Source organism: Blautia sp. MCC283 (assembly GCF_018785565.1).
Taxonomy (GTDB): domain Bacteria; phylum Bacillota; class Clostridia; order Lachnospirales; family Lachnospiraceae; genus Blautia_A.
Map to the genome: position 1 here is coordinate 244,825 of NZ_WQQB01000015.1, position 24,938 is coordinate 269,762.

Annotated in this window: 19 protein-coding genes and 1 tRNA gene; 5 read left to right on the plus strand and 15 right to left on the minus strand. The window is 45.4% G+C overall.

Annotation, left to right across the window (positions count from 1 at the left end; all coding sequences use genetic code 11):
* Window positions 1-132: 132 nt before the first annotated feature.
* The 3 genes from topA to GPK81_RS05410 form a co-directional block, all read right to left on the minus strand.
* Window positions 133-2,205 carry a type I DNA topoisomerase gene (gene topA / locus GPK81_RS05400; RefSeq protein WP_118071680.1) on the minus strand — a complete coding sequence of 691 codons (2,073 nt, stop codon included), beginning with the start codon at window positions 2,203-2,205 and terminating at the stop codon, window positions 133-135.
* A 71-nt stretch (window positions 2,206-2,276) separates the two neighbouring features.
* Window positions 2,277-3,164, minus strand: coding sequence for a DNA-processing protein DprA (dprA, locus tag GPK81_RS05405; RefSeq protein WP_021975895.1), 888 nt, complete (start codon window positions 3,162-3,164; stop codon window positions 2,277-2,279).
* A gap of 26 nt (window positions 3,165-3,190) precedes the next feature.
* Window positions 3,191-4,720 (minus strand): YifB family Mg chelatase-like AAA ATPase, encoded by a 1,530-nt coding sequence (locus GPK81_RS05410; RefSeq protein ID WP_021975894.1) that lies wholly within the window; start codon window positions 4,718-4,720, stop codon window positions 3,191-3,193.
* 196 nt (window positions 4,721-4,916) lie between these two features.
* Here GPK81_RS05410 and GPK81_RS05415 point away from each other — a divergent pair, with 196 nt between their 5' ends.
* Window positions 4,917-5,132 carry a helix-turn-helix domain-containing protein gene (locus tag GPK81_RS05415; protein WP_015524345.1) on the plus strand — a complete coding sequence of 72 codons (216 nt, stop codon included), beginning with the start codon at window positions 4,917-4,919 and terminating at the stop codon, window positions 5,130-5,132.
* An 81-nt stretch (window positions 5,133-5,213) separates the two neighbouring features.
* Here GPK81_RS05415 and GPK81_RS05420 read toward each other — a convergent pair whose 3' ends face one another.
* The 6 genes from GPK81_RS05420 to GPK81_RS05445 form a co-directional block, all read right to left on the minus strand.
* Complete coding sequence (locus tag GPK81_RS05420) at window positions 5,214-6,035, minus strand: hypothetical protein (protein ID WP_118063201.1); 822 nt, start codon at window positions 6,033-6,035, stop codon at window positions 5,214-5,216.
* Between the two features lie 60 nt (window positions 6,036-6,095).
* A complete protein-coding gene (locus tag GPK81_RS05425; RefSeq protein ID WP_021975892.1) occupies window positions 6,096-8,054 on the minus strand; it encodes a fructose-bisphosphatase class III in 1,959 nt (652 codons plus the stop codon).
* A gap of 98 nt (window positions 8,055-8,152) precedes the next feature.
* Window positions 8,153-12,646: a PolC-type DNA polymerase III gene (locus GPK81_RS05430; RefSeq protein WP_215706667.1), complete on the minus strand. Its 4,494-nt coding sequence runs from the start codon at window positions 12,644-12,646 to the stop codon at window positions 8,153-8,155.
* A complete protein-coding gene (gene ispG, locus GPK81_RS05435; protein WP_215706668.1) occupies window positions 12,646-13,710 on the minus strand; it encodes a flavodoxin-dependent (E)-4-hydroxy-3-methylbut-2-enyl-diphosphate synthase in 1,065 nt (354 codons plus the stop codon). Before ispG ends, GPK81_RS05430 begins: the two co-directional genes overlap by 1 nt.
* Before the next feature lie 84 nt (window positions 13,711-13,794).
* Window positions 13,795-14,943: a toxic anion resistance protein gene (locus GPK81_RS05440; protein ID WP_021975889.1), complete on the minus strand. Its 1,149-nt coding sequence runs from the start codon at window positions 14,941-14,943 to the stop codon at window positions 13,795-13,797.
* A 70-nt stretch (window positions 14,944-15,013) separates the two neighbouring features.
* Complete coding sequence (locus GPK81_RS05445) at window positions 15,014-16,249, minus strand: 5-bromo-4-chloroindolyl phosphate hydrolysis family protein (protein WP_021975888.1); 1,236 nt, start codon at window positions 16,247-16,249, stop codon at window positions 15,014-15,016.
* Between the two features lie 150 nt (window positions 16,250-16,399).
* On the opposite strand from GPK81_RS05445, the gene GPK81_RS05450 reads away from it, so the two are divergent.
* Window positions 16,400-17,425 carry a branched-chain amino acid aminotransferase gene (locus tag GPK81_RS05450; protein ID WP_021975887.1) on the plus strand — a complete coding sequence of 342 codons (1,026 nt, stop codon included), beginning with the start codon at window positions 16,400-16,402 and terminating at the stop codon, window positions 17,423-17,425.
* A 109-nt stretch (window positions 17,426-17,534) separates the two neighbouring features.
* Here GPK81_RS05450 and GPK81_RS05455 read toward each other — a convergent pair whose 3' ends face one another.
* Together GPK81_RS05455 and thyA are read right to left on the minus strand one after the other, a co-directional pair.
* Window positions 17,535-18,029 (minus strand): dihydrofolate reductase, encoded by a 495-nt coding sequence (locus GPK81_RS05455; protein WP_021975886.1) that lies wholly within the window; start codon window positions 18,027-18,029, stop codon window positions 17,535-17,537.
* Between the two features lie 25 nt (window positions 18,030-18,054).
* Window positions 18,055-18,903: a thymidylate synthase gene (gene thyA, locus GPK81_RS05460; protein WP_021975885.1), complete on the minus strand. Its 849-nt coding sequence runs from the start codon at window positions 18,901-18,903 to the stop codon at window positions 18,055-18,057.
* 211 nt (window positions 18,904-19,114) lie between these two features.
* Between thyA and GPK81_RS05465 the strand changes: the two genes are divergently transcribed.
* Window positions 19,115-19,645, plus strand: a complete 531-nt coding sequence (locus GPK81_RS05465; protein WP_215706669.1) for a VanZ family protein — start codon at window positions 19,115-19,117, stop codon at window positions 19,643-19,645.
* Window positions 19,646-19,821: 176 nt separating this feature from the next.
* Here GPK81_RS05465 and GPK81_RS05470 read toward each other — a convergent pair whose 3' ends face one another.
* The 3 genes from GPK81_RS05470 to GPK81_RS05480 form a co-directional block, all read right to left on the minus strand.
* A complete protein-coding gene (locus GPK81_RS05470; protein ID WP_215706670.1) occupies window positions 19,822-20,268 on the minus strand; it encodes a hypothetical protein in 447 nt (148 codons plus the stop codon).
* Between the two features lie 37 nt (window positions 20,269-20,305).
* Window positions 20,306-21,850 carry a 4-alpha-glucanotransferase gene (gene malQ / locus GPK81_RS05475; protein WP_215706671.1) on the minus strand — a complete coding sequence of 515 codons (1,545 nt, stop codon included), beginning with the start codon at window positions 21,848-21,850 and terminating at the stop codon, window positions 20,306-20,308.
* Between the two features lie 97 nt (window positions 21,851-21,947).
* On the minus strand, window positions 21,948-22,886 hold the full coding sequence (locus tag GPK81_RS05480) for an alpha/beta fold hydrolase (protein ID WP_215706672.1): 939 nt from the start codon (window positions 22,884-22,886) through the stop codon (window positions 21,948-21,950).
* 214 nt (window positions 22,887-23,100) lie between these two features.
* Here GPK81_RS05480 and GPK81_RS05485 point away from each other — a divergent pair, with 214 nt between their 5' ends.
* Both GPK81_RS05485 and GPK81_RS05490 read left to right on the plus strand, forming a co-directional pair.
* On the plus strand, window positions 23,101-24,261 hold the full coding sequence (locus tag GPK81_RS05485; protein WP_252196607.1) for a DUF5067 domain-containing protein: 1,161 nt from the start codon (window positions 23,101-23,103) through the stop codon (window positions 24,259-24,261).
* Between the two features lie 174 nt (window positions 24,262-24,435).
* Window positions 24,436-24,651: a DUF378 domain-containing protein gene (locus tag GPK81_RS05490; RefSeq protein ID WP_021975879.1), complete on the plus strand. Its 216-nt coding sequence runs from the start codon at window positions 24,436-24,438 to the stop codon at window positions 24,649-24,651.
* Window positions 24,652-24,864: 213 nt separating this feature from the next.
* Here GPK81_RS05490 and GPK81_RS05495 read toward each other — a convergent pair.
* Window positions 24,865-24,937 (minus strand) — tRNA-Gly (locus GPK81_RS05495).
* Between the last annotated feature and the right edge of the window lies 1 nt (window position 24,938).

Sequence of the window (24,938 nt, forward strand, 5' to 3'; positions counted from 1 at the left end):
CTTTCGTACCTTGAAAGAAATCGTTTTTCTAGTCTAATATTACACGTTATTCTGGAAATTTACAAGACATTTTTATATTTTTTTTATTTTTAACGGGATTTTCTGAAAATTGGTAGAAAAGCATTTATTCCATCAATCTTCATCTTTTGGTTTCTGTTCCACATATCCGCAGGTTTCCTGGCTGCAAACCAGCTTATTTCCCTTTTCGAGCATATAATTGCCACATTTCGGACATTTCTTTGCGGATGGTTTCTGCCAGGACATAAAATCACATTCCGGATTATTCTCACATCCGTAATATTTTCTGCCCTTTTTCGTTTTTTTCATGACAATTTCACCGCCACATTTCGGACATGCAACACCAATCTTTTCATAATATGGTTTCGTATTACGACAGTCCGGGAATCCCGGGCATGCAAGAAATCTTCCGTGTGGACCATACTTAATTACCATGTTACGGCCACAGTTGTCGCAGACTACATCTGTAACCTCATCCTGGATATCAACTTTCTCCAGTTCTTTCTCCGCCTCATCCACATCATGTTTCAGATCCGGATAGAAATTACGTACAACAGTCTTCCACTGCACAGTGCCTGCCTCCACGCAGTCCAGAAGTCCCTCCATGGTAGCTGTAAAGTTTACATCCACAATACTCGGGAATGCCTGTTTCATAATATTGTTAACAACTTCACCAAGCTCTGTAACGTAAAGATTTTTCTGTTCCTTTGATACGTAGCGTCGGCTGATGATCGTTGTGATCGTCGGCGCATAGGTACTCGGGCGTCCAATTCCCAGTTCTTCCATGGTTTTTACAAGTGATGCCTCTGTATAATGTGCCGGTGGCTGTGTAAAATGCTGTTCCGGTTTCAGTTCTTTCAGTTTCAGCTCCATGCCTTTTTCCAGGCTCTGACTTAAAATATTGCCTTTTTTGTCATCGCCCTCTTCTGTATACACAGACATAAAACCATCAAACGCAACCTTGGATGCCGCAACCGTAAATACATACTCGCCGGCTCCGATCTTGACAGATGTAGTCTCATAACGTGCCGGTGCCATTCTGCTGGCCGCAAAGCGTCTCCAGATCAGCTGATACAGACGAAACTGATCTCTGGTGAGAGATTCTTTCACAAGAACCGGTGTCCTTGTAATGTCTGTAGGGCGGATTGCCTCATGGGCATCCTGGATCTTCTGTCCGTTTTTGACTGTCTTTTCTGTCTGAGAAACATAATTCTGTCCGTACTGTTCAGAAATGTAGGTTCTTGCTGCTGCATCTGCTTCCTCGGAAATTCGGGTGGAATCTGTACGCAGATAAGAGATCAGACCTACTGTGCCGCTTCCCTTGACATCAACACCCTCATATAACTGCTGTGCCAGACGCATGGTTTTCTGTGTGGAAAAATTCAGAGTCTTGGCCGCTTCCTGCTGCAGTGTACTGGTTGTAAACGGGAGCGGAGCATTTTTGATCCTTTCGCCTTTTTTTACTTCTGTGATCTCATATTTACAGTTTTCCAGATTTTTCAGGATTTCATCCATTTCCTGGCGGTTTTTGATCGGAAGTTTTTTATCAGTTCCATAGAACTTGGCCGTTAACGGCTTCTTTTCACCTTTTACCTGAAATTCACCTTCCAGGCTCCAGTACTCTTCCGGAATGAATGCGTTGATCTCATCTTCTCGGTCACAGATGATACGCAGTGCTACAGACTGCACACGGCCTGCACTTAATCCTCTTTTTACTTTGGCCCAGAGAAGTGGGCTGATGGTATAACCTACCATACGGTCCAGCATACGTCTGGCCTGCTGTGCGTCCACAAGATTCATATCCAGCTCTCTGGCCTGTTTGATGGACGCCTTGACTGCTGTTTTTGTTACTTCATTAAATGTAATTCTGTGCATCTTTGAAGTATCTGTTTTCAGTGCCTGCATCAGATGCCAGGAGATTGCCTCTCCTTCACGGTCAGGGTCCGTTGCGAGATAGATCTTATCTGCTTTTTTTGCTTCTTTACGGAGTTTTGCAAGAAGCTCTCCCTTTCCTCTTATCGTAATATACTTGGGTTCAAAATCATTGTCTACATCAATACCAAACTGGCTCTTTGGAAAATCCCTTACGTGGCCATTGGATGCCTCTACTGTATAATTTGCCCCCAGAAACTTTTTTACTGTTTTCATTTTAGCAGGTGACTCTACTATCACCAGATTTTTGGCCATTTTACCTCTCCTAATCTTATTCTGCCTTCTGTCCGGTGTAAAAAATCTCACTGCTGCCGGCAAAAAGGCGGTTATTCAAGTCTGATATAATTCTGTCTTCCGGTTTCCTTCACCAATCCCATCAGCATGAGCTGTCCCAGGATACCGGCTGTTTTTCCCGGTGAAAAACCGGTTTTTCTGATAATCTGATCCAGATTTTTTGGTCGTAAATCGAGACAACTATACACCAAATCCAAATCCGTTGCAAGTCCTATCTTGGTTTTCCCCGACAAATTTGTCATTTTTTTCACAGACAGTCCCCACTCATCCAGAAGTATTTCCGGAGAGTAGGCGATTCCCGCTCCATCATAAATCAGCTTATGACATCCACGGCTCAACGCATCATTTACTGCTCCCGGAATGGCATAGACCATTTTCCCCTGTTCCAGAGCACAGGACGCAGTGATCAGTGATCCGCTCTTTTCTTTTGCTTCCACTACAAGCACCAGGTCTGCAAGTCCGCTGATGATCCGGTTCCTTGCCGGAAAATGATAAGCCCTGCCTCTGGTCCCAGGTTCATACTCACTGATGATCCCTCCGTTTTTCTGCGGAATCCTCCGATAAATCCCACGGCTGGATGAAGGATAGCAGATATCCACACCATTTCCAAGTACCGCAAATGTAGGCGTTCCTCCTTCCAGTGCACCTTTATGGCCCTCCGCATCGATTCCTGCTGCCATACCGCTGATCACCTGTACCCCGTGCTCGCTCAAAAATTTCCCGTACCGAAATGCCTGTATCCTTCCATAGGCACTGCATAATCTGGCCCCAACGATCGCTGCTGTCGGTTTATTATCTTCCGGAAATCTTCCAATATAATATAACTGTTTTGGCATACCGGAAAGTTCCCGAAGCCTTGCCGGATAAATGCTGCTGTTTTTTTCCACATAATGGATCTCTGTTTTCTGTATTTCTTCCATTATAAAGTACCTTCCTTTCTGCTGTTTTATGACCAGTATTTTTTATCATAAGCCCGATAGGCAAGAGCCTCCCCGATATGCTCCGGCAGGATCTTTTCTGCTTCTTCCATATCCGCAATAGTCCTGGCTACTTTTAAGATCTTATGATAAGCTCTTGTACTGAACCGAAACTGTTCATATGCCTGTTCCAGCAGTCTGTCCGCTTCTGCTGTCATAACACAGTATTTTTCCAGATTTCTTCCGTCAAGCTCTCCGTTAAAACAAAATTTCTCTTTTTGGTAACGTTTTCTCTGAATCTCCTGGACAGTTTTTACTCTTTCCCGTATTTTTGCGGAAGGCTCTCCTGGTGTCCGTTTCTTCATCTTCGAAAAACTCACCGACGGAACTTCTGTGCAGATATCTATGCGTTCCAGAAGTGGCTGGCTGATTTTCCCCAGATAATGCGTGATCTCTCCCGGAGTACAGCGGCATCGGTTCATATCCGGATAAAATCCGCAGGGGCAGGGATTCATTGCTGCTGCCAGCATAAAACTCGCAGGAAACGTATAGGTTCCTGCCGCTCTGGACAGATGGATTTCCTTATCTTCCAGGGGCTGACGCAGGATCTCCAGGCTCTTTCTTGAAAATTCCGGCATCTCATCCAGAAAGAGAACGCCTCTGTGTGCGAGGGTAATTTCTCCCGGTCCCGGAACCCTTCCGCCTCCTGCCAGTGCCTGTGGGGAACTGGTATGATGAGGGCTGCGAAAAGGCCTCTCCCTGATCAGAGGGTCACTTTCTGTAAGAAGTCCTGCCACACTGTACACTTTCGTGATCTCCAGGCTCTCTTCAAAAGTCAGTCTGGGCATGATCGTCGGCAGGCGTCTTGCCAGCATGGTTTTTCCGGAACCTGGAGGACCGATCAGCAAAATATTATGAAAACCGCTTACAGCGATCTCTGCTGCCCGCCTTGCTCCTTCCTGTCCGCATACATCCGCAAAATCAATCCTGTTTTCCGTTGGATCGTCTTGTATATCCATCTCTTTCTCTTCTGTGTATAGATATGCTTCCGGCTCTTTCAGACAGCGGATCATATCTCCCAGCGTTTTTACCCCAAACACCTGCATATCCCGTACCAGTTTTCCTTCCCGGATATTTTCTTCCGGAATAATGCAAAATCGTAACCCCAGTTCTCTTGCACGGATCACACGAGGCAGGATTCCGGAAACACCATGGATTTCTCCATTCAGGCTGATCTCTCCTACAACCAGAACTCTGCTCAGTAATTCCGGTTTCAGGATCCCGGCAGCCGCAAGCACTGCCGCAGCTACCGGAAGATCAAACCCGGCCCCTTCTTTCTTCATATCTGCCGGGGCAAAATTTACTGTTACCCGCTTTGGAGGCAGGCTAAGCCGGTTGTTTTTAAATGCAGTCCGAACTCTCTCCTGTGCCTCCCTTACCTGTGCAGACGGAAAACCAACCATGGTAAAAGAAGGCAAACCATCACTGACATCTGCCTCAACCTGGATTTCCCGCACTTCCATGCCAAAAATCGCCGCTGATAATACACTTGCGAACAAATTCGTCCTTTCTGCGAGAAAAATCCGAACCCGATCTTCAGATCTCTCGTCTTTTCAATTATTAATGGGAAAATTTCAGATAGACATTTTCTGAATAAAAGAAGATAATAAATTTAGTATAGTCCATTTTGCTCTCTTTTGCAAGAGTGCAATTCGTTCTGTTTTATACTTCCTATAGAAAGAAGAGGTGAGCACAATGAAATTTCAGCGTATTCAGGATTTACGTACAGACGCAGATCTCTCTCAGAGAGAATTAAGTGAAATCCTTCACATCAGTCAGCGTTCTTATTCCCATTATGAAACGGGATCCCGTAATATTCCTATCGAAATGCTTATCCGGCTGGCAAATTATTACGACACCAGTATCGACTATCTCGTCGGCCGTACGGACCGAAAAAAAATGATCAAATAAAGAAATCCCCGGAACTTGAAACAGTTCGGGAAATTCCTTTATCAGGATTCCCTTACTGTTACAGATCCGGGGATTCTTTATTTATTCAGTATAATATGTTTCTTCTTCGCCATAAGGGATTCCATATATACCTGTGTCATCCTGGGACGAAGTATCTTCACTTTCACTGTAATATGCATTCGCATCAGAAGCATTTTCAGCATCAGTACTGTTTACTTCTGTGGATGATCCGGAAGATGTCTCTGCATCTGATGTATCAGAAGCCGCTTCCGTTCCGGCATTTTCCTGTTCTGTCGATCCGGCATCTTCTGCCGGCGCCTCCCTTGTCATGATCGATTCTGTCTTCGGATAAGTCAGTGAACCATCTGCCCTTTTATAAGTTTTAACTTTTACATAAAATTCTCCACTCTTATCAAAAACAAATTCTCCCTTTGCTTTGTTTCCATCGGAATCTTTCAGATAAAACTGTGTGGCATTTCCGGCCACTTCAGCAGTTACATCCGCTTCCACACTCAGCGAATGATTTTTTCCATTGATCCTTTTATACGTAAAAGAAACAGATTTCAGGCTGATATCATAAATATCGATCGTTGTCAGTCCATCTTCACTATACCAGGTTCCCTGATAATTCTCCGGTTCAAAAGCCGGAAGAATGGTTGGTACCGGTGTCAGCGACGGTGTCGGCGTAGCTGTGGGGACCGGCGTGGCTGTTGCTGCCGGTGTCGCTGTTATTTCCGGAATACTGTCCAATGCTGCCAGTGCTGCTTCTTTTCGCTGTTCTTTTTCAATTTTATTCTTGTGGGAGACAAACAGCATACCCCCGAATCCTGCCAGGATAAACAGAATGATCAGCAGGATCAGAGCTGTTTTCAGCCGCTTTTTTCTTCTTTTGTTTTTTCTCATCTGCATCACCTCTGTTTACTATAACATATCAGAAATCCTCTGCGTATTTCCCGTTTCTGTTTATTTCTTTTCTTTGATAATACCTTTTCTGTAAGCTTCCAGAAGCTGGATCAGCTCACTGATCCTCTCCTTCAGAGCAGCTCCTGTATCCGTATCTCCTACCAGTGTACGTTTGTTATTGTAATGAACTGCCACCCGGTTGGAAACAATATCCTGTTCCTTGGCTACTGCCTCTTCTGCGGAAGTAAAAGGCTCATGAGCAGACAGGATCAGTCCATAGGAGTTATAGACCAGTGTATAACCGGCAATTCCCGTAACTTTCTGATATGGTCTGGAAAAACCGCCGTCAATGACAAGAACTTTTCCATTGCATTTTACAGGGCTCTCTCCTTCGCTCTGGTGAACCGGCACATGGCCGTTGATGATATGGCCTTTTTCCGGATCCAGCCCGAATTCACGGAGCAGATTGTCTACAACTTCCTCGTTTTCCAGAAGATGATAGTAAGCATTTTTTGTTTCTTTATGCGTTTCCTTATCTTTAATAAAATAACGCTCAAAAGTGGTCATCTTGTCTTTCCCAAATAAAGGAGAATTTGGGGCGGCCCAGATATACCACATGATGTCCCTGCCTTTACGCTTTTCATCCTCATTTACTGAGAAAAATGCCCGGCGAACATAAGTCTCCAGCACATCGTAAAGTTCTTTTCCCCTGTAGGTTTTTCCATAGATCTGGACTTCTTTCAGACTTCCATCTTCATTGAGCGGAATGCTTCCATGGAACAGAAGATTTCCGTTATAGGTTTTGTAAAGGCCTCCTTTGTCCAGGAGAAGCCGGACATGATTCTGCAGTTTCTCACAGTTACGGAAAGCGGAATCCAGACGATCCATCACATCTTTTTCTTCTGTGGTAAGTTCATATGGTTTTTTCCAGTCAATGGTAGGAAAATATGTATCCGTCAGCGGATATTCTTTTCCGTCCGGAAGTGTGATCGTTCCCTTTTTCGGATCGATCTTATGAAGCAGGCAACGGCTTTCCATATGGAACTCTTTGTGCCGGCGGATCAGCTGGCCTTCCAGTTTAAACTGGATGATGGCGATGGCCTTATGCATCTTCCGTCCAAGCTCTTCTTCCAGAATACTGTAGTTATTGGCATCTCCCTTCATCTCAAAAACAGTGCAGGGATCATCTTTATAAGCTTCCATTGCAAAGGTTGCCAGCGGCATGAGATTGATTCCATATCCATCCTCCAGGATATCCATATTTCGGTAGCGGATACTGTTTCGGATCACCGTTGCAATGCAGGCTTTCTGGCCTGTGGCAGCTCCCATCCAGACCACATCATGATTTCCCCACTGGATATCAAGAGAGTGGTATTTCATCAGACGATCCATGATAAAATGCGGGCCCGGACCTCGATCATAAATATCTCCCAGCACATGAAGATGATCCACGACCAGACGCTGGATCAGTTCTGCCAGGGCAATGATAAAATTCTCTGCCCTGCCGATCTCAATGATGGTGTTGACAATGGCATCGTAATATGCCTCTTTGTCCAGGACTTCCGCCTTCTCCGTGATCAGCTCCTCGATCACATAGGCATAGTCTGCCGGGAGAGCTTTACGGACTTTGGAACGGGTATATTTGGACGCCGTTGTCTTGCACACTTCGATCAGGCGATAAAGCGTGATCTTGTACCAGTTCTCCATGTCTTCTTCATGCTTCTTTACGACTTCCATCTTTTCTTTCGGATAATAGATCAGTGTGGCAAGAGAACGTTTATCACTGTTACTTAAGGTATGTCCGAACACGTCATCGATCTTTTTCCGCACAGCACCGGAACCATTTCGAAGAACATGTGAAAACGCATCATACTCTCCATGGATGTCCGACATGAAATGCTCGGTACCTTTCGGAAGGTTTAATATAGACTGCAGATTGATGATCTCTGTTGAGGCCTTTGCTATGGTAGGATACAGCTCTGCAAGTCGCTGCAGGTATCTTAATTCTTCTTTTTTCATATTATCTTGATATCCTCCTGGGAGTTCTCGCTGCCATATCTTCCATTAAGAGAAATGGCAGCATTTTTATTTATTGTAAGCCCTTCCGGCATCATATATCAACCCGTAAAATCAAACAGTGACATCTGATTGGACTGTGGGATATCTCCGAACAGATCCAGGTCATCCATCAGATCGATAACGGTCTTGCTGACTTTGGTGCGGTCGCGGAAATCATCCTTGGAAAGGAATTTTCCCTTCGCGGCTGCATCTACCACAGCCTCTGCCGCCTTATCTCCAAGCCCTTCTATGGTATCCAGCGCAGGCATCAGTTTATCTCCGATGATCTGGAACCGATGGGCCTTTGCCTTATAAAGATCAATGGGCACAAAATCAAAGCCTCTGGCGTACATCTCCTGTACGATCCTCATATCCTTCAGTGTATCCTGCTCCTTCTTTGATGCCTCATCGCCTTTTTTGCGGATCTCCGCCATATAATATTCCAGGCGTTCTTTTCCCATACACATCAGTTCATAGGAAAAAGATGTGGCACGGATGCTGAAAAATGCCGCATAATAAGCCAGCGGATGAAACACTTTATACCAGGCGATACGGTAAGCCATCATAACGTAAGCAGCCGCATGGGCCTTCGGGAACATGTACTTGATCAGCTTGCAGGACCAGATATACCAGTCCGGAACATCATGGTCTTTCATGGTCTGGATCCATTCGTCACGGAGACCTTTTCCTTTACGGACACTCTCCATGATGGTAAATGCCAGGCCGCTTTCCACCCCTTTTCCAATAAGGTAGATCATAATATCATCTCGCGTACAGATCGCAGTGGAAATGGTAGCTGTTCCATTCTGGATCAGTACCTGGGCATTTCCAAGCCATACGTCCGTACCATGAGAAAGTCCCGCAATACGTACCAGGTCGGAAAAATATTTCGGCTTGGTATCAATTAACATCTGCATGGCAAAATCCGTACCAAACTCCGGGATTCCAAGACATCCCAGTTTACAGCCGCCGATATCCTCCGGACTGATCCCAAGTGCCTGGGTTCCCGCAAACAGGGACATGACATCCTTCTGATCCAGCGGAACCGTTCTCGCACTGATGCCGGTAAGATCCTCCAGCATACGGATCATGGTCGGATCATCGTGTCCCAGTATATCAAGCTTTAGAAGGTTTCCATCAATGGAATGGTAATCAAAATGTGTAGTGATGATATCGCTGTTTACATCATTGGCCGGATGCTGCACAGGCGTAAATTTCTCAATTTCCTCACCCATGGGCAGTACAATGATACCTCCCGGATGCTGTCCGGTCGTACGGCGGACACCGGTACAGCCCTGTACAATACGGTTGATCTCACAGTAACGCTTGTGCTGTCCCCGCTCTTCATAATAATTTTTCACATAACCAAATGCAGTTTTTTCCGCAAGAGTACCAATGGTTCCTGCCTTAAATGTCTGGCCCTTTCCGAAGATAACCTCCGTGTACCGGTGGGCATTGGCCTGATATTCTCCGGAAAAGTTCAGGTCGATATCCGGCTCCTTGTCACCTTTAAATCCGAGGAATGTCTCAAACGGGATGTCAAACCCCTCTTTGTTCATCTTGGTACCACACTTCGGACAGATCTTATCCGGCATGTCACACCCTGCCATACCTGCGTATTTTTTTACCTCCGGGGAATCAAAATCACTGTATTTACAGTCCGGATTCGGGCAGAGATAATGCGGCGGCAGAGGATTTACCTCCGTGATACCGGACATGGTCGCTGCCAGGGAAGAACCTACGGAACCTCGGGAGCCAACCAGATAACCGTCCTCATTGGATTTCCATACCAGTTTCTGTGCAATGATATACATTACCGCATAACCATTGGAAATAATGGAGTTCAGCTCCCGGTCCAGACGATCCTCCACGATCTTCGGAAGCGGATCTCCGTACATTTCGTGGGCTTTTGTAAAACAGATATTCTTAAGATCCTGCTCTGAGTTCTCAATGACCGGCGGAAATTTGTCCGGATGGATCGGCGAGATCTTCTCGATCATATCTGCGATCTTGTTGGTATTGGTAATGACCACTTCTTCTGCTTTTTCACTTCCCAGATAGGAAAATTCCTCCAGCATTTCCTCCGTTGTACGAAGGTAAAGCGGTGCCTGGTTATCCGCGTCGGAAAATCCGTTTCCTGCCATGATGATCCGACGGTAAACCTCATCCTGCGGGTCCATAAAATGCACGTCACAGGTGGCAACTACCGGCTTTTTGAACTGTTCTCCAAGTTTTACGATCTTCCGGTTTATCTCTTTTAAGTCTTCCTCGGAATTGATCATATCGTGCTTCTCATCTGCAAGCATAAACGCATTGTTCCCAAGAGGCTGAATCTCCAGGTAGTCATAGAAGTTCACCAGTCTGGCAATCTCCTGATCCGGTGCATTACGAAGAAGTGCCTGATAAAGTTCTCCTGCCTCGCAGGCACTTCCCACCAGAAGACCATCCCTGTATTTTTCCAGTACGCTTTTTGGGACTCTGGGGCGTCTGTGATAGTACTTTAAATGGGACTGGCTTACCAGTTTGTACAGATTGATCCTTCCTGTTTCATTCCTCGCAAAAACAATGGCGTGATACGTGGGCAGTTTTCGGATCGTATCCGGCGAAACCGCTCCCTGGCTGTTCATCTCATCCACATCAAAAATATCTCTTTCTTCCAGCATCTTTACAAACCGCACAAAGATCTCCGCGGTACACGCTGCATCATCCACAGCCCTGTGATGATGATCCAGAGAAACACCTACTGCTTTGGCTACCGTATCCAGCTTAAAACGGTTCAGGGCAGGAAGAAGGAATCTGGCCATACCCACCGTATCCACATAGGTAAAATCATCCGGGATTCCCTGGCGTTTGCAGTTTTCGATGATAAAGCTCATATCAAAGTCCGCATTATGGGCCACCATCACGCAGCCCTCACAGAATTCCAAGAATTTCGGCAACACATCCTCTATGGTGGGCGCATCCAGAACCATGGAATCATTGATACTTGTCAGCTGTTCAATGCGGAACGGAATGGGCACTTCCGGATTTACAAACGTGGAAAAACGATCCGTGATCTGGCCTTTCTCCACTTTTACCGCGCCAATCTCAATGATCTTACAGGTCAGTGCTGAGAATCCCGTTGTCTCAATATCAAAAACAACAAAGTCACCATCCAGCCGCTGTCCTCTGGAATTGGTGACCATGCCTTTCAGGTCATCCACCAGATATGCTTCCATTCCATAGAGCACCTTGAAATCAGACTCCTTGGGAACGCAGCCTCCCCAGGCATCAAAGCAGTGGTTCGCCTCAGGGAAAGACTGCACCACACCATGATCGGTAATCGCGATGGCCTTATGTCCCCACTCATAGGCACGTTTTACCAGCGCCTTGGCATCAGTGACACCGTCCATATCACTCATCTTGGTGTGGCAGTGAAGCTCTACCCTTTTCTGAGGACTGGTATCCATTCTCGCACTGGTAAAATTGGCAATTTTCTTAATGCCTGTAATATTTCCGATGGTCAGCTCACTGTCAAAACGATCAATGGTTGTAACTCCTTTCAGTTTCAGGAAGGCACCTTTTTTTACACTTTCCGTCACTTCCGGAACCTGTTCGTTACGAAGGAACATCTTCACAACAATACTGTCCGTAAAATCAGTCACAGGGAAGATCAGGATCGTTTTCTCATTTCGGATCTCACGGGCCTCCACATCCATAACCTGGCATCGGATGATAACTTCTCCCATCTCTCCGGTGATACTCTCCAGCGGGATCGGTTCTCCGTCAAAATCCCTGCCGTAAACCACATCCGGATTGCTGTCTCTGCGGAATCCGAACCCGCTGCGGAAATCGCCTTTCTGGCCTTTCTGTTGTTTCCGGTCAAAGGATTTCTTCTCCGGTGCTTTTTCTCCCTTTTTCTCTCCGGAAGTTTTCTTCGTCTCTTCTTTGGCTACTTCCTCCTGCTTCGGTTCACTCTCCTGATCTCCGCCAAGTTTGGCATGTTTCAGGACATTCTCCACTTCCTGTTTGATCTGAAGTGCGGCATTTTTCCGGTATTTACTCTCTTTCGCCTCCACAAAATCCAGGTCTACTTTCAGATCCATCCCACATCGTTCACAGAAAACTTTATGAAAGTATTCGATGAGGATTTCGCTCTTCTGCCTGGAGATCACCGTATCCGGAAGTTCCATACGCATGGCATCTTTTCCGGTAAATGTGATCTTCGCTCTTCGGAACAGATTGTACTCCAGCATATTGTAGCTGCGCAGCTCCAACTCCATACTGGAACGGTAGCTTTCCAGGAAATTCTCCGGTGTGTACTGCTCGGAAAGATGAAATTTTTCCACAACGGTAACAGTCATGGGAATTCCCGGAAAACACTGCCGTTCAATCTCATCTTCCAGGGCAAAGATATTTTTCTTGTGGATCCAGCGGCTGCTTTCGATATATACCCTCAGATGCGTTCTTCCCGGATTCATGGAAACTTTTGTCACAAATACCATGTCCAGAAGTTCTTCCAGCTCTTTTTTTACTTTCAGATGAGGAAATACGTCAAAAAAATCTTTCTCCATTATGACTCCTGTTCATTCCAGGTAAGAAGTTCCTGGCGAAGTGTATCCAGAAGTTCCGTCTCCGGTACTTTCTTTACAACCTCTCCATGTTTGATCAGAAGGCCGACACCATCGCCTCCCGCAATTCCGAGATCTGCCTCTTTTGCCTCTCCAGGACCGTTTACTACACATCCCATAACCGCAACCTTGATATCAAGAGGAATATCCTGAACCATGGTTTCTACCTGATTTGCAAGGCCGATCAGATCGATCTTGGTTCTTCCGCAGGTCGGACAGGAAACAACTTCCACCCCGCCTTTACGGAGTCCCAGTGTTTTCAGGATCCTTTTGGCTGATTTCACTTCCTCCAGCGGCGCACCGGTCAGGGAAACACGGATGGTATCACCGATTCCCTGATACAGAATGATTCCAAGGCCAATGGCTGATTTGATATTTCCGGAGTACAGGGTTCCTGCTTCTGTAATTCCCACGTGAAGCGGATACTGTGTCTGTTTTGCGATCAGCTCATGGGCTTTTGCACACATAAGGACATCGGAAGATTTGATACTGATCACCAGATTATCGTAACCCATCTCTTCAATGATGCGTACTTTATCAAGGGTGCTCTCCACAAGGCCCTCTGCTGTGACACCGTGATATTTTTCCACCAGTTCTTTTTCGAGAGAACCACTGTTCACGCCTACGCGGATAGGGATATTCCGTTCCTTTGCAGTATCTACAACTGCCTGGATCCTCTCTTTTGAACCGATATTTCCCGGGTTGATACGGATCTTGTCTGCACCGTTTTCCATAGCTGCAATGGCAAGACGGTAATCAAAATGAATGTCCGCAACCAGCGGAATATGGATCTGTTTTTTGATCCGGGACAAAGCTTTCGCAGCTTCCATGGTCGGAACTGCACAGCGGATAATATCACAGCCTGCTTTTTCCAGGGAAAGGATCTGCGCAACGGTTGCTTCCACATCTTCAGTTTTTGTATTGGTCATGGACTGGATAAGGATCGGATTTCCTCCTCCGATAACACGGTTTCCAATTTTTATTACTTTTGTATGATCTCTGTACATAAAAATCTCCTTTATGAATCCTGAAAGGCAGGTGTCTTCAAACGCCCTGCCTTTCCTCTCTGAACTATCTTTTCGCTCTTACGCTTAACGCCGGATCTCCAGCAGTTTTGTTTTCAGCTCATTTTCCATACGTCTCATATCTGCTTCTGCTGCCTGACGTTTCTCACGGCCCTCCTGCTGGATCTTCATCACATCATCCAGTGTCTGGATCAGCTCCTGATTGGTCTTTTTCAGAGTTTCAATATCTACGATGCCACGCTCGGACTCCTTTGCTGTTTCCACAGATGCCAGGTGAAGAGTCTCCGCATTTCTCTTCAGAAGTTCATTGGTAAGATCTGTAACCTGTCGCTGTGCCTGTGCGGCTTCCGTGGAATGTGCGATTCCGAGAGCCAGCACCATCTGGCTTTTCCAGAGGGGAATGGTATTTACAATGGTGGTCTGGATCTTCTCGATCATGGTGGTGTCATTGTTCTGGATCATACGGATCTGTGGTGCTGTCTGCATGGAAATGGTTCTTGTCAGCTCCAGATCATGAAGCTTCTTCTCAAAACGATCACACTTGTTTTCCAGATCATTGGCTGCCTGGGCGTCTTCTGGAAGTCCGCTTGCCGCTGCCTTCTGATGAAGCTCCATAAGCTTTCCTTCCCGGACTTCCTTAAGTTTCTTTTTGCCCGCAAGGATATACATGGAAAGTTCTTTAAAATATGCCAGGTTCTGCTCATACATCTTATCCAGTACTGCAGAATCCTTCATCAGACGCATCTGGTGCTGCTCCAGAGCTTCTGTGATCTTCGCCACATTTCCCTCGGCTTTTGTGTAACGGTTTTTCAGGGTTTCCACCTTCGCCGTCTGTTTTTTGAAGAAACCAAAAAGTCCCTTCTCCTCTGTGGCATCGAAATCTTTCAGTTCGCCTACCACACTTGAAAGAAGATCTCCCACTTCGCCAAGATCCTGGGTACGGACATTTGCCAGGGCAGTATCAGAAAAATCTGCCATCTTCTTCTGAGTACCGGCTCCATACTGCAGGATCTGATTTGTATTTTCAATATCGATCTTTGCCGCAAAATCTTCTACGATTTTCTGTTCCTGTGGAGATAACACCGGTTCCTCCACTGCAGGTTCCTGTGGCTTCTCCGGTTCTTTTGCCGCAATTTCTTCTTTTTCTTCCGTAAGATCCGGTTCCAGAGTCAGTACCGGTGCTTCCACCTCAAAGTCCTTAAATTCTTCTCCCATAATCTTCTCCTTAATTCACTGTACCTTCCGGCAGACATCTGCGATTTGGTTTCTCATCTGCTCACTGTACTTATTTCACTTCCGCGTTCTGTTTCATTTTTTCGAAATCATCTTCTGTCAGACCTTCCTGTGCCAGAACCGTATGTAACACAGAAATATCGGTAGATACATCCCATGCGGTATCCCGGAATATGGAGTCCAGAAGTTTCTCAAAAGCAATATTCAGTGTATCAATCGTTTCTTCAATTTCTTTCTTGGAAGCTGTAATATTCTCACCCTGTACAGGCTGTCCATCCATATCTTCATAAGCATCCAGAAGTTTCACAGTCATGGGAAGATAGTAATCCATCAGTTTCTTAAGATCGGGGATCACCTCCGGATGTTCTCCCGCACGCTCAAAAATCTTTTGAACGATCAGTTCCATTCTGGAAATCTTTGCGGAAATTTCCTCCCCGGGAATGGCATCATTACTCTTTCGAATCTTTATCAGAAATTCATTTCCCTTTCTCAGAACTTCCTGTGCCTCCGGGCTCATATTCTCCTCAAGCTGAACCTTCGGATCCGCTTCCTGTTTACGGAGCTCCAGCTGTTTCTGTGTTTCCAGATACTGCTGATAAGTCTCATTGCTTGTGATCAGACAGGTTTCTTCGGCATCTACATGACCTTCCAGGAACCAGCCTTTCTCGATCATCCTGCTGATATCTTTTTTTACAAATTTCTCGTTCTTTCCTGCTGCCTGGGCAAGTTTCTGGAAATTACAGTAAGTGTGGTCTCCCAGCGCACGGATATATTTCTGAAAACGGCCCAGTCTTCCAAGGCGGCTGGTTCCTGTTCCCAGAAGCGCACCACCCCCTGCAGCGCCGGCACACATCACACCAAGGACCCCCGCCGCAAGTGCACCGCTGTGTCCAAGGCCCATCCAGATCAGAAGCACCATAGCCCCAAGACCCATGCCACTTAAAAGGATTCCGCCGGAAACTGCCATCATCATACCTTTCAGGTTTTCACCGGTGGTTTTTCCATAAAGAAGCTCTGTCTGTTTCTTTGCGGCCTGCTGTTTCGCTTTTTTGCTTTTTCCGTAATAGGGGCTCTGATAAGTATAGCTCCTCTTTCGAAACTGGGGATCACTTCCCGGTTCAAATACGGAATTCATAGCATTTTTCAGTGCCTCACTGCCGGAATCAATCGCCTTATTTACTGTCTGGTTGATGGTATGGCTCAGCTCATGGTAGCTGTTTGAATTTACAGCATTATCTACAATATCCTGAATCTTTTTTCCAAGGTCTTCAAATTCGTGATTGTCCATTTTTTCCTCCAGTCCATAGATAGCTTTTATTATAGCGAACTCCCGTTAAAATTACAAGCAAATGCAGAAAAGGCGCAAAAAACTATTGAAGTCAGCACGTAAAAGTTTTACAATGGTAAAAAGTAAAAATTCGTAAACGGAGGAATCGTTATGGAAAAAAAGAACATTGACTGGTCCAGCATCGGATTTGGATACATGCCAACCGACTACAGATACGTGTCTAATTTTAAAGATGGAAAATGGGATGAGGGTACTTTAAGCACAGACCCTAACATCGTACTGAATGAGTGCGCTGGTGTACTTCAGTATTCACAGAGTGTATTCGAAGGACTGAAAGCTTACACAACAGAAGACGGACATATCGTTACTTTCCGTCCTGACCTGAACGCAGAGCGTATCGCTGCTTCTGCTGCAAGACTTGAGATGCCGGTATTCCCGAAAGAGAGATTCATCGACGCTGTTGAGCAGGTTGTCAAGGCGAATGACGCATGGGTTCCGCCATATGGTTCAGGCGCAACTCTCTATCTTCGTCCGTACATGTTCGGTTCCAACGCTGTAATCGGTGTTAAACCGGCTGACGAATATCAGTTCCGCATCCTCACAACACCGGTTGGACCGTACTTCAAAGGCGGCGCTAAACCGATCACGATCCGTGTCAGTGACTTTGACCGTGCCGCACCTTGCGGAACTGGTAACATCAAAGCCGGCCTGAACTACGCAATGAGCCTTCACGCTATCGTAGATGCTCACAAACAGGGATTTGATGAGAATATGTACCTTGATCCTAAGACCCGTACAAAAGTTGAAGAGACAGGCGGTGCAAACTTCATCTTCGTTACAAAAGACGGCAAGGTTGTAACACCGAAGTCTGACAGCATCCTTCCATCCATCACACGTCGTTCCCTGATCTATGTTGCAAAAGAGTACCTTGGACTGGAAGCTGAGGAGCGTGAGATCTACTTCGACGAAGTGAAAGATTTCGCAGAGTGTGGTCTTTGCGGTACTGCTGCTGTTATCTCTCCAGTTGGAAAGATCAACGACCACGGCAAAGAAATCTGCTTCCCAAGCGGAATGGAGAAAATGGGTCCGGTTATCCAGAAGCTGTACGACACACTGACAGGTATCCAGATGGGACGCATCGAAGCTCCGAAAGGATGGATCCACGTAATCGAGTAATCCATTACCAGATTTTTGGATTTATACATAGCATTTTAAGAGCAAAAACAGGCTGCCGGATTTTTACCGGCGGCCTGTTTTCTATTCTGCCTTATGCTTTGTGCTCACATTATTTATCTTTTCTTTCGTATTTTACAAAAGTATATTCCAGATCAAAATACGTCTGTTCTTCACTCTCCGCAGTAACTTCCCAGTCCGGATCCTCATCCAGATCCGGGAAATATGCATCTGCTTCATACGCAAAATCAATCTTGGTCACATGAGCCACATCACAGTAGGGAAGCATCTGTCTGTAAATACTGTCTCCGCCGATGCAGTACACATCCTGTGCCGGATATTTTTCCACTTCTTTCAGCGCTTCTTCGATGCTGTGAACAACCACCGCACCTTTTACCTGATAATCCTTATTTCCGGTAATTACGATATTGGTTCTGTTTTTAAGAGGAAGTCCGTTAGGAAAAGACTCCAAAGTCTTTCTTCCCATAACAACCACTTTTCCTGTAGTTTCCTCGCGGAACATTTTCATATCTGCAGGAATGCTTACCAGAAGTTCATTGTTTCTTCCAATTCCCCAGTTTTTATCTGCTGCAACAATAATATTCATCCTGATTTCCTTTCTTTATATACAATTATACCGCAATCGGAATATTTTTGATCTGCGGCCATGTCTCATAATTCTCCACGATCAGATCATCGGTTGTAAATTTATAAAAATCTTTGATCTCCGGATTCAGTTTTACCGTTGGTGCAGGATACGGTTTTCTGGAGATCAGTTCCTTGATCACCGGAATATGACGATCATAAATATGACAGTCTGCAATTACATGAACAAGCTCCCCTGCTTCCATATCACAGGCTTGCGCGATCATCATCAGAAGAAGAGAATACTGGCACACATTCCAGTTATTTGCCGCCAGAATATCCTGAGATCTCTGATTCAGAACAGCATTCAGGACCAGTTTGTCTTTTCCCGGTTCTTTGGTCACATTAAATGTCATGGAATAGGCACATGGGTAAAGATTCATTTCATGAAGATCCTGATGTACATAAATATTGGTCATGATCCTTCTGCTGTAAGGATTGTTCTTAAGATCAAAAAGTACCCGGTCCACCTGATCCATCATTCCTTCTTTATACTGATGTTTCACACCCAGCTGATAGCCGTAGGCTTTTCCGATGGAGCCGTTCTCATCTGCCCAGCTGTCCCAGATATGGCTGTGAAGATCATGGATATTGTTGGATTTCTGCTGCCAGATCCACAAAATCTCATCCATGGCACTCTTTAATGCAGTTCTTCTCAAAGTCAGCGCCGGAAATTCCCTGCGGAGATCATAACGGTTCACAACACCAAATCTCTTGATGGTATAAGCCGGAGTTCCATCCTCCCACACCGGACGTACCTTCTCTCCCTCTGTGCTGGTTCCGTTTTCTATGACATCTTTGCACATGTCAATGAATATATTGTCTGCAAGACTCATTATCTGATTCCTCCCTGTGATTTTCTTCTGTTCGCTCCCGGAAATATTCTTTTTTCTTAAAAATACCCCTGAAATTTATTTTATATTCTAACACATTTTAGTCTTTACTGTCCACTTCCCCCTTTCATCTCCTCCGTCCCTTTTTCTTCTCCCTCTGTTCTTTTTCTATATTTTTCTGGACTTTTCCAGACAACAGTGCTATATTGAAGCCATGAAAATACTGATTACATTATTAAAACCATTTTCTTTTGCACCTGCGATCCTGATGATGTGCGTGATCTACTCTTTTTCCGCACAGACCGGAGAAGTTTCCGGTGCCCTGAGTTATAAAGTCAGCTATCAGATCGTAGAAACAAAAAATGAAATACTTGCCACAGGAAAAAGCCCGGATCAGCTTTCCCAGGAGGCATCCCATATCGAGTTTTATGTACGGAAGGCTGCCCATATGACCGAATACTGTCTGTTGTCCATCTCCATTTCCTTCCCGCTTTATGTTTACGGAGTCCGGGGAATCTGGCTGATGCTTCTTGCAGGATTTGTATGTGTGGGTTTTGCCGGCCTGGACGAATATCATCAGTCTTTTGTGGACGCCCGCGGGCCTTCTGTAAGGGATGTGGGAATTGACAGCTGTGGAGCGCTGATCGGAATTTTACTGGTACAGGCGTTCTGCTGGTCTACCTTACACACTCCCGGCAACAAAAAATCACGAAAAAAACGTCGAAAAAACCCAAAACGCAGATAAGTCAGGCGAGACAAATCATCCATTCCCTTTGACAACTCTGCACCGAATATATGACACACAACTTACTCAATTAAAAACGGAACATCCCTGGAAGAAATCATTTTCCCCCTCCTGATGTTCCGTTTTTTATGCTTATATGTGTCATATCCTGGCAGGAGCTATCCTGCATCCGTATTTTATTTTGCTTCTTCCTCCGGTGCATCATCAAGATTCTCTGCCAGATGTGCCCGCTGTGCAATAGACATGCGTTTTTTTCCAGCTGCCGCAATCTCCGGATCTTTGGCGGTTTCCTCTGCTGCTTTTTTCGCTGCTGCTTTTTTCGCTGCCGCTTCTTCCATCTCGTGTTTCTGTGCACCTGCTTTTGCAAGGTTACGGACTGCCATGATCAGAAGCACTGCCCCGATCACAACAAAAATACCACCTGCTACCAGAAATCCCGTACTGGAGTCTTCTGCCCCGCTTATAACATTGGCGCAGAGACGATATCCCGTATACACAAGATAACCCCCTGCGAAGATCCACAGAAGGCTGCTTCTTGTGGAAGAATTTCCCTGATCGGAATTCTTTTCTTCCGTAGTCTCCTGCTGCAGCTCTTCCTTATTTTCTGTTTTCTGTTCTTCCATGATGTATCTTTTATCCTTTCTGATATTCTGGCATTTTTTATTTGTCAGATATCATTTCTACGTCAGACTCTGTTTTTTCTTTCTCTTCTGGCTCTTCTTTTACAAGTCTTCCGTAAAGTTTTGTCATTTTATAAATCTTCTCAATGATTTTTTCATTGAGCTGACCTTTTTTCATACGCCACTTCCAGTTATCACCAAGAGTTGACGGCTCATTGATCCTTGCCTCATTTCCAAGGCAAAGATAATCCTGTACCGGGATCACACAGCGGTCTGCTACGCTGGACATGGCTGCGCGGATCAGGCTCCATACTGCCGCGGTCTCATGTTTGCCCTCACAGCCGATATAAGCTTTGGCAAAGTTCCGGTCATGCTGACTTAAATTACGGAACCAGCCCCTTGTGGTCTCATTATCATGAGTTCCTGTGTATACAATACAGTTCCTTTCATATCTGTGTGTCAGATATGGACTGTCTTCATTCTCATCAAACGCAAACTGAAGAACCTTCATTCCCGGAAAGCCGGATTCTTCCACCATCTCAATGACACTGTCTGTAAGAAGACCAAGGTCCTCCGCGATCACGTCCAGTTTTCCCAGATTTTTTTCGAGAGTACGGAACAGATCTATTCCCGGTCCCTTTTCCCAGTGGCCGAACTCCGCAGTCTTATCCCCGTATGGAATAGAATAATATTCGTCAAATCCTCTGAAATGATCAATTCTCACCACATCATAGAGTTTCATACAGTTGGCCATCCGGCGTGTCCACCATGCATAACCGGTCTTCTTATGGTACTCCCAGTCATAAAGCGGATTTCCCCAGAGCTGCCCGGTAGCGGAAAAAGCATCCGGCGGGCATCCGGCAACCCCAACCGGAATATTATTCTCGTCAAACTGGAACAGTTCCGGCTGTGCCCATGCATCCGCACTGTCAAACGCAACGTAGATCGGTACATCTCCAATGATCTCCACGCCTTTCTCATTTGCATAAGTTTTCAGCTCTGTCCACTGTTTAAAAAACAAGTACTGCTGGAAACAGTAAAAGCCCACTTCTTTCGTAAGTTTTTCTCTTGCCGCAGCCAGCGCATCTTTTTCTCTGTTTTTAAGTTCTTTTGGCCATTCGATCCAGCTGATCCCGTTCAGGCTGTCCTTGATGGCCATATACAGGCTGTAATCTTCCAGCCAGGCAGCATTTTCATTTATAAACTTCTGATAGGACAGATCTCCTTCACAGTCATAATTTTCAAATGCTTTTCTTAAGAGACGGAATCTGGAATTATAAATCTTCTCATAATCCACATAACTCTCACTTCCACCCCAGTCGCAGTTCTCACAGTCACTTTCATCCAGGCAACCTGCTTTCACAAAAGCTTCCAGATCAATAAAATACGGATTTCCCGCAAAGGTGGAAAAAGACTGGTACGGTGAGTCTCCATATCCGGTAGGTCCAAGAGGAAGGATCTGCCAGTATTTCTGCCCTGCCCTTGCCAGCTGGTCTACAAACTCATACGCCTCTGCGGAAAAACATCCTATTCCATATTTCGATGGAAGGCTGGATACCGGAAGCAAAATTCCACTTGCTCTCATAATTTATGAATCCCCCTGTTTTCTCAGTAGTTGCGCTCTCTCACAGATGTCTGCAGGAGCACTCTGGTCTTTATTATATCACTCCGCCACAGAGCGTTCAAAGTCCTTTTTTGTGGATATATATAAATATATCATGATAAACCTTCTCCCGTTCTTTCTCATTGAGAATCTCGTGGCGCATTCCCGGATATAATTTCCCCCGGACATCCCGGTATCCCGCTCGACGCATGGCAAGAACAGCCTTCGCAAACTGCCGTACATTTCCCATACAGGGGTCCTCCGCTCCGCTGATAAACAATACCGGCATCTCCGGTTTCGTACACTTCCAGTGTTTCACATCGTACGCTCTTTTCATCAGGTCAAAAAGTGCCAGATATGCATCATCTGTAAAAGTAAATCCGCAGTACTCGGAATCGGAATAATCCTTAACAACCTGTGGATCAGAACAGATCCATGAAAAACGGTTTTTCTCTTTTTTAAACCGCATCGCATAGCTTCCAAAAGACATCATCTCGATCAGGCCGGCACTGTGTTTGGGTCCGAAAACAGTTTTTTCCGCTTTTGCCAGAGCCACTCCAACCGGTCGAAGCACATTATAACTGGGCGAGCCGCAGACGATCAGCATATCCATACAGCCATCATAGTGAGCCGCATAAGCACGAACAGCCAGAGAGCCCATGCTATGGCCAAAAAGAATCAGCGGAAGCTCCGGGAAATGATCCCTGATCAGACAATTTACTGTATGAATATCCTGCAGCATGGCATCTGCCCCGCCGCCATACATATATCCAAGATCTTCTTTACTCCGCACACTTTTTCCGTGGCCGCGGTGATCGTGAATCACACTTACATATTTCCGTTCTGCCATATATTCCATAAAAGGAAGATAACGTTCCTTATATTCACTCATCCCATGAACAATCTGAATAATGCCTTTGTATTTCTCATCACGTCCCAGTTCCGGCACCACCGCCAGACAGGAAATTTCCAGTCCGTCTGCTTTTGAAGGGAATGAGTACTGAATTGTTCGCATCATATTTCACCTCATCTTTTTCTGCTGCTTTTTCCGCAGCCACAACCATTTTTTTGTATCTTAGAGTATATCATAACACAGGGGGTTTCTCAAACAGTAAACCTATGTTATAATCGTTACGGTAAACCAGATGTGTTACGGTTCACTCCATATCCGGCAACTCTGTATCTGATTTATCTTACCCGAAAACCAGAATGACTTATTATAAGGAGGAATAATGAATACAGAAGACAATAATGATTTTTATGATGATGAGCTCTCCAGGTCATTGATCTCCAATGATTTCGAAGAGGATACACCACGCAGAAAGAAAAAAAGCAAAAAACCACTTATAATATGCCTGATCATTCTTCTGATCGCTGCAGTGGCCGGCGGAACTGCCTGGTATATGGTTCAGCGCCATAAACCGGTAACAGCCACAGAAGAATTTCTCACAGGTATGCAGAACATGGATTTTACCACCATGGAGAACCTTCTCCAGAGTCACGATCTCAGTGCTCTGGATGATGCGGATATCCGTGATTCCGCCTACACAGATTTCTTCACTACCGTCAACAAAAAAATGACTTACAAGATCACCAAAAACAAATTTGACATCCAGAATGGCACCGCAAAAGTAACCGTCCATATGAAATATATCGATGGAACCAACATCTACGCAGCTACCATTCAGGAGTATACCCGCAAAGTCGCAGTTGCCGCCTATGCCGGGAAAGAAATGACACAGGATGATATTCAGGAGATGCTTGCCTCTCTTCTTGCAGAAAATGCCTCCACCGCTGACGAGAAATACAGCGAAATCGATATCACTTACCCGCTGATCAAGATTGGAAATGACTGGAAGATCGTTTCTCTGGATGATACTACTGTCAAAGTTATGTGTGCAAACTTCAAAAGCGTAAAAGACGAAATTTCATCTCAGCTTACAGATGACAGCACAGCAGACAGTTCCGGTACGGACGCCGAATCCACAGGTGCCGCTTCTGATTCCACACAGGCTACAGGCGCATCCATTGATATTACAACAGACAAATTCTCCGTCCGGTTCAAGCAGTTTGCAATCTCCAATGATTACGGCGGAAATCCATGTCTGATGATCTACTACGATTACACAAACTCTGGCGATTCCCAGTCCAGCGCATTTGTGGACTTCACTCTCCAGGCTTCCCAGAACGGAGAATCTCTGGAAGGAACTTATCCGGAAGCCAACGATGACTCTGTAGACAATTACATGAACACCATTGATCCCGGAAAGACTGTCACTGTATGCCAGGTATTTCTTCTGAAAGATACCACCAGTGATGTGACCCTTCAGGGAAAAGAAACTCTCAACGTAAGCGGCGGACAGACAACTTCCCAGGTTCTGAAACTGAAGTAAAGCACCCGCATTGTCAGGCAGATATTTTGATCTGAATTCAATAAAACGGAAATTTCTCTTTCATGATTTTTCATGACTGTCAGAAATTTCCGTTTTTTCTTTTTCTCATTCCCGTGTATATTTTTTTCGATTCCGTGAAAAACTATCTCCTGTATAACGAAAGGATGGTGACTTATGGCAAATAAATGTCTGCAGTATTTCGCTCTGACCATTGCCGTGGTCGGCGCCATAAACTGGGGTCTGATCGGCTTCTTTAATTTTAATCTGGTAGCGTTTCTGTTCGGAAGCATGAGCTGGCTTTCCCGGATCATCTACGGGCTTGTTGGCTTATGTGGGCTTTATCTTCTGACTTTCTACACACTGATCGATCAGGAAAAAGCAACCGAATAAGATACTACGCTACACATAACGTAAAAATCCTCTGCCACCTATAGCAGTTCCGGAAATGAATGCATCAAAAGGAAGTTGTTCAGAGTATGAATTTCTGAACCTGCTGCAGTAATTTATGGAAATGCTGTAAAATAAAGCGGAGGATTTTTTATGTTTAACCACTGCATTCTTTGTTTATACAAAAAAGCTCTGAGATTACTCAGAGCTTCAAAGAGCGATAGACGGGGCTCGAACCCGCGGTCTCGACCTTGGCAAGGTCGCGCGTTACCAACTACGCCACTATCGCA